This window comes from Streptomyces sp. WM4235 (assembly GCF_001279725.1).
Lineage (GTDB): Bacteria > Actinomycetota > Actinomycetes > Streptomycetales > Streptomycetaceae > Streptomyces.
The window spans coordinates 1-11,842 of record NZ_LGDE01000371.1 but is presented as its reverse complement, the minus strand read 5'-3'; the positions used below and the strand labels follow the sequence as shown (position 1 = coordinate 11,842).

The 11,842-nt window shown below is 73.4% G+C and carries 11 protein-coding genes and 1 pseudogene; 4 read left to right on the top strand and 8 right to left on the bottom strand.

The window, feature by feature from the left end; all coding sequences use genetic code 11:
• Nucleotides 1–24: 24 nt before the first annotated feature.
• Nucleotides 25–1,419, bottom strand: a complete 1,395-nt coding sequence (locus ADK55_RS40515; RefSeq protein WP_159041521.1) for a helix-turn-helix domain-containing protein — start codon at nt 1,417–1,419, stop codon at nt 25–27.
• Between the two features lie 140 nt (nt 1,420–1,559).
• Here ADK55_RS40515 and ADK55_RS22660 point away from each other — a divergent pair, with 140 nt between their 5' ends.
• Both ADK55_RS22660 and ADK55_RS22655 read left to right on the top strand, forming a co-directional pair.
• Nucleotides 1,560–2,171, top strand: coding sequence for a hypothetical protein (locus tag ADK55_RS22660; protein WP_053681536.1), 612 nt, complete (start codon nt 1,560–1,562; stop codon nt 2,169–2,171).
• 55 nt (nt 2,172–2,226) lie between these two features.
• Nucleotides 2,227–2,484, top strand: a complete 258-nt coding sequence (locus tag ADK55_RS22655) for a DUF6343 family protein (protein ID WP_053681672.1) — start codon at nt 2,227–2,229, stop codon at nt 2,482–2,484.
• Nucleotides 2,485–2,534: 50 nt separating this feature from the next.
• On the opposite strand, the gene ADK55_RS22650 is transcribed toward ADK55_RS22655, so the two are convergent.
• From ADK55_RS22650 to rpsA, 4 genes are all read right to left on the bottom strand, one after another.
• Entirely contained in the window at nt 2,535–2,867 is a 333-nt protein-coding gene (locus tag ADK55_RS22650; protein WP_053681669.1) for a tetratricopeptide repeat protein, read from the bottom strand.
• Nucleotides 2,868–3,074: 207 nt separating this feature from the next.
• Nucleotides 3,075–3,680, bottom strand: a complete 606-nt coding sequence (gene coaE, locus ADK55_RS22645) for a dephospho-CoA kinase (protein ID WP_053681534.1) — start codon at nt 3,678–3,680, stop codon at nt 3,075–3,077.
• Between the two features lie 41 nt (nt 3,681–3,721).
• A complete protein-coding gene (locus tag ADK55_RS22640; protein WP_053681667.1) occupies nt 3,722–4,660 on the bottom strand; it encodes a PAC2 family protein in 939 nt (312 codons plus the stop codon).
• Between the two features lie 299 nt (nt 4,661–4,959).
• A complete protein-coding gene (gene rpsA, locus ADK55_RS22635; RefSeq protein WP_053681532.1) occupies nt 4,960–6,480 on the bottom strand; it encodes a 30S ribosomal protein S1 in 1,521 nt (506 codons plus the stop codon).
• 410 nt (nt 6,481–6,890) lie between these two features.
• Between rpsA and ADK55_RS22630 the strand changes: the two genes are divergently transcribed.
• Nucleotides 6,891–7,739, top strand: a complete 849-nt coding sequence (locus ADK55_RS22630; RefSeq protein ID WP_053681530.1) for a class I SAM-dependent methyltransferase — start codon at nt 6,891–6,893, stop codon at nt 7,737–7,739.
• Nucleotides 7,740–7,743: 4 nt separating this feature from the next.
• Nucleotides 7,744–10,311, top strand: a complete 2,568-nt coding sequence (gene hrpB / locus ADK55_RS22625; RefSeq protein ID WP_053681528.1) for an ATP-dependent helicase HrpB — start codon at nt 7,744–7,746, stop codon at nt 10,309–10,311.
• 49 nt (nt 10,312–10,360) lie between these two features.
• Here the strand turns inward: hrpB and ADK55_RS22620 are convergent, their stop codons facing one another.
• The 3 genes and pseudogenes from ADK55_RS22620 to ADK55_RS36680 all read right to left on the bottom strand — a co-directional run.
• Complete coding sequence (locus tag ADK55_RS22620; protein ID WP_053681526.1) at nt 10,361–11,332, bottom strand: DUF3068 domain-containing protein; 972 nt, start codon at nt 11,330–11,332, stop codon at nt 10,361–10,363.
• 12 nt (nt 11,333–11,344) lie between these two features.
• A complete protein-coding gene (locus ADK55_RS37895) occupies nt 11,345–11,485 on the bottom strand; it encodes an SPW_0924 family protein (RefSeq protein WP_107089279.1) in 141 nt (46 codons plus the stop codon).
• A gap of 29 nt (nt 11,486–11,514) precedes the next feature.
• A pseudogene (locus ADK55_RS36680) lies at nt 11,515–11,842 on the bottom strand (MSCRAMM family adhesin SdrC); the annotation flags it as partial.

Here is an 11,842-nt window from a genome sequence, read left to right as displayed (position 1 = left end):
GCGGGCCCGGCACGGGTGCCCGTCTCAGCGGGACCAGCGGGACCGCTCCGTGGCGAATCCGTACACCGGGCGGTTCGGGTGGGCGCTCGTGCGCCAGGGACTTCCGGCGTCGTCCAGGCGCAGGGTGCCCGAGCCCGCGGGACCGGTCCAGCGCAGGTCGAGGTACCAGTCGCAGTCGCAGCCGGTGGTGGCCGTCTCCACGCGCAGGACGACCGGTTCCGCGGCCGAGACCCGCATGGGGAACGTGGGCGCGGGGATCGCCTCCCCGGCGTCGTTGCCCGCGACGGGCCGGGCCAGCGGCCTCGGGGCGTCCAGGTTGACCGCGAACGTGGCCGGCGTCAGTCCCCCGCCGCAGCCCTGGGACATCTGGTAGACGTTCCAGGCGGGCGGGGTGCGGCGGGCGGCCACCCGGACGTCCGTGCCCTGGAGGACCACGGCCCCCTCCCCCGTGCCGTGCACGGTGATCTCGACGATCTGGCTCCCCGCGTGCACGGCCCCCTGGGACCGCGCCCAGGCGGCGGCGTCCGCCTCCACCGGGGGCGGGGGGACGGCCGCCGGTTCCCGGGGGGAGAGGTAGGCGTGATCGCAGCCGGCGGCCCACACGTGGGACCGTACCGCCGCCCGCAGCGGCGCGGCCGGAGCGGCCGGAGCCCCGCCGCCCGCCGGGGGTGCCTGTGCGGTGGGGGTCCGCGGGACCGGGTCGCCGGTCGGGTCCGACCCCGCGGCCGGGTCCGAGGGCGAGGCCGGGGCGGAGGGGGACGCCGACGGGGCCGGCCCGCCCGAGGCGTTCGAGGAAGAGGACGACGAGGGCCGGGTCGACGGCAGGGCCGCGGCCGGTGCGCCCGTCCCCGCCGCGGTGGCCGCCCCCGTCGCCCCGGCCGTGCCCCTGCCCCGTTCGGGCCCGGCCGCCGCGAGGACCGCCACCGCCACCGCCCCCACCGCGAGTCCGGCGCCGGCGACCGCCACCGCGCGCCTGCGGTACCAGGGCGACCCCACCCCCGGAGCCCTCGCGCCCACCGGGTCCGGCTCGGGCGACGCCTTCCGTTCGACGGCCGCCGGAGGCACCGGCACGGGGACGGTCACGGGCAACGGCGGCGTCGAGGCCACCGCGACCGCCTGCGCCGGTGCCCGGCGACGCGCGTCGGCCAGCAGCCACGCCCGGTGCAGTTCAAGCGCCTCCTCCTGCCCGGCCCGGCAGGCGCGGGCGAACCGGTCCACCACCGCGAACTCGGCGGGGAGCGCCTCCCCCCTGCAGTACCGGTGCAGGGTCGAGGTACTGGTGTGCAGCCGGCGTGCCAGGACGCCGTAACTGAGCCCCCCACGCTCCTTCAGTTCCCGCATGAGCCGTGCGAAGTTCTCCGCCTCCGCCGACCGTTCCGCCTCGCCCACGACGCCCCCCGTCCCGTGAATCCGTTCCACCCTGGCATGTTCCCCCAGGTGGAAGGCCATAAGGGCGTTCCAGCGTCCCGAAACCGCCCCAATCCGTCGCGTGCCGTCCCGCCCCGGGTAGAGGCTCTTCACCGACAGCCACACCGACCGGAAACGGGGACCCGACCACCATGCTCCGACGCTTCAGCACCGCCTTCGCGACCACCGCCACCGCCGCCGCCGCGCTGCTCCTCGCCACCTCGGCCACCGCCACCGCGGCATCCGCGGCGCCCGGTTTCCTGGGCGGCGCCGACCTGCCGCCGCACCCCTCGTCCCCCTGGTACGCCGGCAAGGTCACCAAGGGCCTGCCCGAGTTCGCCCCGTTCTGCCTGGAGGGGGTTCTGCCCGCGGCCGGCAGTTGGCACCGCGACTTCGGCACCGACTACGACACCGGCGCGACGCAGATCTCCGTGCGGACGGCCTCGAACGCAGCGGCCGCCAAGCTCGCGACCGCCCTGGAGCTCAAGGTCGCGGCCTGCGCCGCCGACTGGCTGCGGACGACTCCGGGTGGGACGGCCTCCTGGCAGGACTACGGGAAGCTGCCCGTCGAGGAAGGCGCGCACGTCTACGGGGTGCACACCTCCGTCCCGGACTCCGAGCCCGGCGTACACCTGTACGGGATCGGCCGTGACGGCGTGACCGTGACCGTCGTGAAGTGGGGCCAGATGGGCGATCTGGGCGACGCGCCCGTGCCCGCGTTCAAGAAGACGACCACGACGGCGGTGAACAAGCTCAACCCCTGACCGGCCGGTGGTGGGACCATGGATGCGAGGCCTCCGACGATTCGAGGCGATGGCCATGCGTTCCGGTAACGAGCCGGTGACCGCCCGCAGCCCGCTGCGGCTGCGGTTCTGGTTGAGTCTGTGGGGGCTGATCTGGGCCGCCGCCGGGACTGCCGCGTTCTCGCTGGTCGGTCGTCCCGGGTGGGCGGCGGCCTGCGGGGTGATCGTCCTGCTGGCGGCGGTGGACCTGGCGGTGGTGGTACACCACATCCACCAGGGCCCGCACTACCAGCCGGGCCCCGGTGTCCCTCCGTACGAGCCTCCCCGGACCTAGTGCTGTGGCCGGGGTCGGCCCCGGCGGAGGTCGGCGCCTGCGAAGGTCGCTCACTCCTCGAAGCGGGCCGCGGCCAGGTACTCGGGTTGCGGATCGAGGGCCGCGGCCAGCCTGAAGTGCTTGCGGGCCTGCTCGCGCCGCCCGGACCGCTCGTGGGTCCGGGCGAGCGCGAAGTGGGCGTACGCGTTGTCCGGCTCGCGCTCCAGCACCAGTTCGAATTCGAGTGTGGCCGCACGCAGTTGCGCCGCCGCGAAGAAGGCCCGCGCCCGCAGCAGCCGGGCGCCCGTGTTCTCCGGGTGGGCGGCTATGACCGAGTCGAGGAGTCGGACGGCTCCGCGCGGGTCACGGGCGGCCAACAGTCGCTCGGCGGCCCGGTAGTCGATGACGTGCGTCTCCGGGCTCGCGGAGCCGGGAGAGCCCGAGGGGGACGAGGCGGACGAGGCGGACGAGGCGGACGGCGGCTGCGGCGGCGTGGTGTCGGACACGATGTCTTTCCTTCCCTCTGCGGACACGTTCAACGCCCTTGCCCGCGCCCGCTGTTCCCGGGCGCCCGGCACGCGCCGGAGGGTCCTTCCCGCACCACCCGCCACTCACTCCCCGGCGGCGGCCCGTGCGGTGAGTTCTTCCCACACCTTGCGCACCTGTGGTTCCAGCGCCTCCAGCGGCCCGTCGTTGTCGATGACGAGCGTGGCGATGGCCAGCCGCTGTTCGCGGGTGGCCTGCGCCGCCATCCGCGACCGCGCCTCGTCCTCGGTCATGCCGCGCCGTGCGGTCAGCCGGGCCAGTTGGGTGTCGGGCGACGCGTCCACCACGACGACCAGGTCGTAGAGGGACGCCAGGCCGTTCTCCGTGAGCAGCGGTACGTCGTGCACGACGATCGCGTCGGCGCCCGCGGCCCTCTCCAGTTCGGCGGACCGTGCCCCGACGAGCGGGTGCACGATCGCGTTCAGCGTTCGCAGCTTCTCCGCGTCGGTGAAGACGAGCGACCCCAGTCGCGGCCGGTCCAGCGTCCCCTCGGGGGTCAGCACGGATTCCCCGAACGCCGCCACGACGGCCGCGAGCCCGGGTGTACCGGGCTCGACGACCTCGCGGGCGATGCGGTCCGCGTCGACGACGACCGCCCCGTACCCCGCCAGCAGTCGCGAGACCTCGCTCTTGCCGGCGCCGATTCCGCCTGTCAGTCCTACTTTCAGCATGCTCGGCAGCCTAGACGGCCCGGGCCCTGGACGGGCCGGGTTCAGCCCTCACCCTCACGCTCCGCAAGGAATCGCTCGAACTCGCGCCCGATCTCGTCCGCCGACGGGATCTCGGCCGGCTCGGCGATCATGTTGCCGCGGGTCTCGGCGCCGGCGGCCGCGTCGTACTGGTGCTCCAGGCCCTGGACCAAGGCGACCAGTTCCTCGTCGCCTTCCCGGATCTGACGGTCGATCTCGGTCTGCGTGCGGTGGGCCTCGGTGCGCAGGGCGTGCGCCACGGCGGGCAGGACCAGTCCGGTCGCCGCCGTGATCGCCTCCAGCACCGTCAGCGCCGCGTCCGGGTACGGGGAGCGGGCGACGTAGTGCGGGACGTGGGCGGCGACCCCGAGCACGTCGTGTCCGGACTGGCCGAGTCGGAACTCGACCAGTGACTCGGCGCTGCCGGGCACCTGGGCCTCGTCGAACGGGCTGCGGTGTCCGGGCATCAGGTCGGTCCGGTTGCCGTGCGGGGTGATGCCGACGGGCCGGGTGTGCGGAACGCCCATCGGGATGCCGTGGAAGTTGACGGCGAGCCGGACGCCGAGCCGCTCGACGATCTGGCGGACGGCGAGCGCGAAGCGCTCCCACTCGACGTCGGGTTCGGGCCCGGAGAGCAGCAGGAACGGCGCGCCGGTGGCGTCCTGGACCAGGCGCACCTCCAGTTTGGGTTCCTCGAACTCCGCCCAGTGGTCGCGCTGGAAGGTCAGGAGCGGGCGCCGGGCCCGGTAGTCCACCAGTCGGTCCGCGTCGAAGCGGGCCACGACCTGGTGGGGCAGGGTGTCGAGGAGTCGCTCGACGATCTGTTCGCCGGCCTCACCCGCGTCGATGTACCCCTCGAAGTGGTAGAGCATGACCAGCCCGGCCGAGTCCTGGGCCAACGCCATGTCGGCCACCGCCAGGCCCTTGGCGTCCCATTCGTACAAACCCTGTGGATCAAGCACCGCCACCACTCCTCCTCGCCGTGTTCTCTGCCAAGAACGTCCAAGGAGGCGCCACCATTCCCCAGTTGGCCGCCTTCACGAGAACGCAATGCCGCGAACTCCCGCACCGCGCGGGATGGATGCCCGGATGCGGGCCCGGTGAAGCGCCGTGCCGACGACGAAAGCCGTGCCGACAGGGAAAGCCGTGCCGACGGGGAAACGCGACAAGGCCCGCCCCCTCGAAGGGGACGGGCCTTGTCGTTCAGCTCAGCTCAGCCCGCTCTCGCGCCGAGGCGCGAGGGCATGACGCGCTGCTGCGATCAGCTCTGGCCGCCGGCCAGCTTCTCGCGCAGGGCGGCAAGGGCCTCGTCCGACGCCAGGGCGCCGGAGGTCTCGTCCGCACCCTCGGAGGAGTACGAACCACCGGAGACACCGGCACCGGCACCGGCGTTGCCACCGGCGGCGGGGGCGGCAGCACCCTCGGCAGCGGCGGCCTCGTCGGCCTCGCGGCTCTTGATGACCTGGGCCTGGTGCTGCTCGAAGCGGACCTGCGCCTCGGCGTACTGGCGCTCCCACGTCTCGCGCTGGGTGTCGAAGCCCTCGAGCCAGTCGTTGGTCTCGGGGTCGAAGCCCTCGGGGTAGATGTAGTTGCCCTGGTCGTCGTAGGACGCGGCCATGCCGTACAGGGTCGGGTCGAACTCGACCGACGCCGGGTCGGCACCGAAGGACTCGTTGGCCTGCTTCAGCGACAGCGAGATCCGGCGACGCTCAAGGTCGATGTCGATGACCTTGACGAAGATCTCGTCGTTGACCTGGACGACCTGCTCCGGGATCTCCACGTGGCGCTCGGCCAGCTCGGAGATGTGGACCAGACCCTCGATGCCCTCGTCCACGCGGACGAACGCACCGAACGGAACCAGCTTGGTGACCTTACCCGGGACGACCTGACCGATCTGGTGGGTCCGGGCGAACTGCTGCCACGGGTCTTCCTGCGTCGCCTTCAGCGACAGGGAGACACGCTCGCGGTCCATGTCGACGTCGAGGACCTCGACGGTGACTTCCTGACCGACCTCGACGACCTCGGACGGGTGGTCGATGTGCTTCCAGGAGAGCTCGGAGACGTGCACGAGACCGTCGACGCCGCCCAGGTCCACGAAGGCACCGAAGTTGACGATCGAGGAGACGACGCCGGAGCGGACCTGACCCTTCTGCAGGGTGGTGAGGAACGTCTGGCGAACCTCGGACTGGGTCTGCTCGAGCCAGGCGCGGCGGGACAGGACCACGTTGTTGCGGTTCTTGTCCAGCTCGATGATCTTCGCCTCGAGCTCCTTGCCCACGTAGGGCTGGAGGTCGCGGACGCGACGCATCTCGACGAGAGAGGCCGGCAGGAAGCCGCGGAGGCCGATGTCGAGGATGAGACCACCCTTGACGACCTCGATGACGGTACCGGTGACGATGCCGTCTTCTTCCTTGATCTTCTCGATCGTGCCCCAGGCGCGCTCGTACTGAGCACGCTTCTTGGACAGGATGAGACGGCCTTCCTTGTCCTCCTTCTGGAGAACCAGGGCCTCGATCTCGTCGCCGACCTTGACGACCTCGTTCGGGTCGACGTCGTGCTTGATCGAGAGCTCGCGGCTCGGGATCACGCCTTCGGTCTTGTAGCCGATGTCGAGGAGAACCTCGTCCCGGTCCACCTTGACGATGACGCCGTCGACGATGTCGCCGTCGTTGAAGTACTTGATCGTCTCGTCGATGGCCGCGAGGAACGCGTCCGCGTCGCCGATGTCGTTGACCGCTACCTGCGGAGGGGTGGTGGCGGTGGTCTCGGTGCTGCTCGTCATGTGGGAAAGGGCTCCGGTTACGGACAGAAAGTCGTAGGTACTGCTACGCCGGGAGCCCTTATCGGCATCTGCCTAAGCCGGACAGCCAAGGAGGCCCCTCTTCCGCTGTGGCGGCAGGGCCTCGAAAACCGAGGGGACATCAACAGATGCAAGCGCAGCCTGCTAGGTCTGAGGAGCACAGGCTCGCAGCGCAACTTGTAGCATACGGGGGCAGCCCAGCAGGGTCAATGCGCGAAGGCGCACACCCCGGGCGGATCGCCGCATAACCGGCACAATTCGTGTGCGGGCAGGCCCCGATGGGGTTTCCCGAACGAATCGCGAGACGTCCGCGGAGGTGCGCGCGCGTCGGCGGACGCCCGCGGCCACCACGGCAGCCACCCAGACATTCGCAGACTACGACGACGGGCCCCATGAACCAAGAGGACTACGCCCACGAAGAAGTGCTCGGAGCCGACGGCGGCGCCGGGGACGACGCCGAGGCCACGCGCCGTGACGCGTCGGAGGCGGAGAGCAGTCGCGCCAGCCGGAGCTGGTGGGACCGCAACGCCGACGAGTACCAGAGCGATCACGGCGCGTTCCTGGGCGACGACCGGTTCGTCTGGGGCCCGGAGGGGCTCGACGAGGCCGACGCCGGGCTCCTGGGGCCCACCGCCTCCCTCGCGGGTCGGGACGTCCTGGAGATCGGCGCCGGCGCCGCCCAGTGCTCGCGCTGGCTGGCCGCCCAGGGGGCCCGCCCGGTCGCCCTGGACCTCTCGCACCGCCAGCTCCAGCACGCCCTGCGGATCGGGGACGACATCCCCCTCGTCGAGGCCGACGCCGGGCGGCTGCCCTTCCGCGACGGCTCCTTCGACCTGGCCTGCTCCTCCTACGGGGCGGTCCCCTTCGTCGCGGACCCGGTGAACGTGATGCGGGAGGTGCACCGCGTGCTGCGGCCCGGCGGCCGCTGGGTCTTCTCCGTGACCCACCCCGTCCGGTGGGCGTTCCCCGACGAGCCCGGGCCGGAGGGACTGTCGGTGTCCGCCTCCTACTTCGACCGGACCCCGTACGTCGAGCAGGACGAGCGGGGCGAGGCGCTGTACGTGGAGCACCACCGCACGATCGGCGACCGGGTCCGGGACGTGGTCGCGGGCGGGTTCCGTCTGGTGGACCTGGTGGAGCCGCAGTGGCCCGAGTGGAACAGTCAGGAGTGGGGCGGCTGGTCCCCGCTGCGCGGCAACCTGATCCCCGGCACCGCGATCTTCGTCTGCGAAAGGGACTGATCCCTTGATCCGCCGCGCCGAACTCGACTCCCTCCCCGTACGGGGCGCCGTGCCCGCGCTCGTGGCCGCCCTGGACGGGCAGGGCGCGGCGGTGTTGTGCGCGCCGCCGGGCACCGGCAAGACCACGCTGGTGCCGCTGGTCCTGGCGGGTCTGACGGACCCGGCCGGGGGCGGGCCGCCGCGTCGGGTCGTGGTGGCCGAGCCGCGTCGGATCGCGGCGCGGGCGGCGGCGCGGCGGATGGCGTGGTTGCTGGGCGAGACGGTCGGCGGTTCGGTGGGCTTCACTGTGCGCGGGGAGCGGGTGGTGGGCCCCGACACGGTGGTGGAGGTGGTGACCACGGGTGTCCTGCTCCAGCGGCTCCAGCGGGACCAGGAGCTGGCGGGGGTGGACGTGGTGATCCTGGACGAGTGCCACGAGCGCCATCTGGACGCCGACACGGTCGCCGCCTTCCTGGTGGACGTACGCGAGACCCTGCGCCCGGAGCTGCGGCTGGTGGCGGCCTCGGCGACGACCGACGCGGCCGGGTGGTCGCGGGTGCTGGGCGGCGCGCCGGTGGTGGAGACGGCCGGCGTCTCGTACCCGGTGGAGGTCGTGTGGGCGCCGCCGGCGCGTCCCGTGCGGCCGCCGCACGGGTTGCGGGTGGATCCGGCGCAGCTGACGCACGTCGCGTCGGTGGTGCGGCGAGCGCTGGCGGAACGTTCCGGCGATGTCCTGTGCTTCCTGCCGGGCGTCGGTGAGCTGGGCCGGGTGGCCGGGCAGCTGGGCGGGGTCGACGCGGAGGTGGTGCAGATCCACGGTCGCGCCCCGGCGGCCGTCCAGGACGCGGCGCTGCGGCCGGCGGAGCACCGCCGGGTGATCCTGGCGACGGCGGTCGCGGAGTCGAGCCTGACCGTGCCGGGTGTGAGGGTGGTCGTGGACTCGGGGCTGGCCCGCGAGCCCCGGGTGGACCACGCCCGGGGGCTGGGCGCCCTGGCGACGGTGCGGGCTTCGCGCGCGGCGGGTCGTCAGCGGGCGGGTCGGGCCGGCCGCGAGGCGCCGGGGGCGGTGTATCGCTGCTGGTCGCAGGCCGAGGACGCGCGGCTGACCGCGTTTCCCGCGCCGGAGATCCGGATCGCGGACCTGGCGCAGTTCGCGCTGCAGGCGGCCTGCTGGGGAGACCCGGACGCCGCAGGCCTGGCGTTGCCGGATCCGCCGCCGGCCGGGGCGATGGGCGCGGCGCGGGAGGTGCTGCGCGCGGTGGGCGCGGTGGACTCCGCCGGGCGGCCGACCGGGCGCGGGCTGCGGATGGCCCGGCTCGGACTGCACCCGCGGTTGGCGCGTGCGCTGCTGGACGGCGCGGCCGCGCTCGGTGCCCGGCGGGCGGCGGAGCTGGTGGCCCTGCTGAGCGAGGAGCCGCCGCGGGAGTACGGGGACGATCTGGCCGGTGCCTGGCGGCGGGCCCGGCAGGGCGGGGACGCGTACGGCCACCGGTGGCGGACGGAAGTCCGTCGGCTGGAGCGGGCCGCGCGGGAGCCCGGCTCCTCGGCGTCGCGGGAGGCCGCCGTACCGGTGGGGGATCCCCTCGGGCGGGGTCCGGTGGGGCGGGGTCCGCTCTCCGACGACGCCGCCGCCGGGTTGGTGGCCGCGCTCGCGTTCCCGGAGCGGGTGGCGCGGGCCAGGGGCGAGGGCGCCTTCCTGATGGCGTCGGGGACGGCCGCCGCGCTCGGTGACGGCTCCGGGCTGCGCAGCGCGCCCTGGTTGGCGGTGGCCGTGGCGGACCGGCCGCCGCACGCGGCGTCGGCGCGGGTCGGGCTCGCGGCGCCGCTCGACGAGGAAACCGCCCGCGCGGCGGCGGGGCACCTCTTCCGGTCGGGCGAGGAGGTCCGCTGGGAGGACGGTGACCTGGTGGCCCGGAGCGTCACCCGGCTCGGGGCGATCGAACTCGCGGCGCGCCCGTTGAAGAGCCCGGACCCGGCGCTCGTGCGGGGCGCCCTGCTCGACGGGCTCCGCTCGGAGGGGCTGGGTCTGCTGCGCTGGTCGCAGGACGCGCGGGCGTTGCGGGCCCGGCTGGGGTTCCTGCACCGGGCGCTCGGGGGCGCGTGGCCCGACGTGGCCGACGACTCGGCGTTGGTGGACCGGGCCGACGAGTGGCTGGAGCCCGAGCTGTCCCGGGCCCGACGCCGCTCCGACCTGGGCCGGATCGATGCCGGGCAGGCGCTGAACCGGCTGTTGCCCTGGGCCGGCGGGGAGGCCGGCCGGCTCGACGAGTTGGCGCCGGAACGCATCGAGGTGCCCAGCGGCTCACGCGTCCGCGTCGACTACTCGGGCGAGCAGCCGGTGCTGGCGGTCAAGCTCCAGGAGTTGTTCGGGTGGGCCGAGACGCCCCGGGTGGCGGGGGTGCCCGTACTGGTCCATCTGCTGTCGCCCGCCGGCAGGCCGGCGGCGGTCACCGCCGACCTGGCGTCCTTCTGGGCCGGTGGCTACCAGGCCGTTCGCGCCGAGCTGCGCGGTCGCTACCCCAAGCACCCGTGGCCGCAGGATCCGGCGACGGCCGAGCCGACCCGACACACCAACGCCCGGCTCAGGCGCTGACCGGTCGGGTCGGGCACTGCCCGGTCGGGTCAGGCGCCGGCCGGTCGGGTCAGGCGCCGACCGGTTCCTCGGGGCGGCGGGCGCGCGCCTCCAGCCACAGGGCCAGGCCGAACAGGGCGAGCCCGCCGACCGCGAGGCCGAGGGGGGCGTACGTGTGGAGGGCGAGGACCTTGACGCGGTTCGCGGCGACCAGTTCGCGGGTGTACTCGGCGTAGTCCTCGCGCATCGTCACGTGTCCGGCGAAGACGGTGAGCTTGCCGTCCTGGGCACCGGCCGCGATGCCGCCGCGCATCTCCTGCCGGATGTCCTGTTCGGCGTTGACGGGTGCCCCGGTCACCGGGTCGACCCAGAACATCGCCTTGGCCGTGTACCAGAGGCTGGTGCCGGTGTTCTGCTCGAACGTCTTCGGGTCGATGCCCTCGATCGGCATCTTCTTCGGCAGCGCCACCTTGGTCCACGGGATGGTCTGCTCGAAGTAGTAGACGTCCATTCCCTTGAAGGTGCGCGGACCGACGTAGTGGATCGGCGAGGAGCCGCGGGTCTGCGCGTCGAAGTACAGGTAATCGCGGGGCTCGGTGAAGAACGGCCACTTGAACTCGATGCCCTCGCGCTTGACCGGGTCCCCGTCGACCATCTCGCCGGTGGCGTGCACCGGGTCCTGGGTGTGGGCGTCGAAGACGTAGCGCTCGGGGATCTGGGAGACCATCTTCCCGTCCGGTCCCATGATGTGGGTCAGGGTGTCCCAGACGACCACGTCCTTGCCTGCGCTCGCCTCGATCTCCTTCGACGCCTCGACGTTGCCCTTGAGGGTCTGGACGATGGTGACCTTGTCGACCTTCTTGGGCGTCATGCCGGCGGTGTAGTCGAGAAGGGTCGCGCCCTTGGCCTCCAGGACCATCTCCTGGTACTGCCCGGGCGGGATCTTGGCGAGCCGGGGGTACGCGTACCAGCGCATCAGCGGTGCGAGGGCCGCGCAGAACACGGCGGCGGCAAGCAGGACGAGGCTCGCTCTGCGTCGCATGGCGGGCCTCCTCTACTTTCCGGGCGCGGTGGGCGCGGTGGTGAGCAGGGGCTTGGGCGAGGTCGTGCCGTCCGGCACCCCGAACGCCGTGATGGCGAGGACGAGGGCCAGCGCGGCGACCAGCCCGATGGCGGCGGCGACGAGAGCGCGCATGCCGGGGGCCTCCGGTATCTGATGGGGCGTCAGGGAGGAGGCACCGTAGCAACGCGGGGGCGAGATGAGAACCGTTCGGCTACGGGGTTTCCGCGGCAGGCCGGGTGGGGGTCGGGCGCGGCTTCACCGTGGCCGTCGGGGACGCGGTGGGCCTCGCGCTCGGGGACGCGGTGGGGCCGGCGCTCGCCGTAGGACTGGGCGTCGGACTGGGCTTCGGGGTGGGAGTGGGCGTGGGTGACGGCTTCGGGGTCGGTGTGGGGGTCGGCGTGGGAGTAGGGGTCGGCGTCGGCTTGGGGGTGGGCGTGGGCGTCGGGGTCGGCGTGGGAGTGGGAGTGGGCGTCGGGGTCGGCGTGGGAG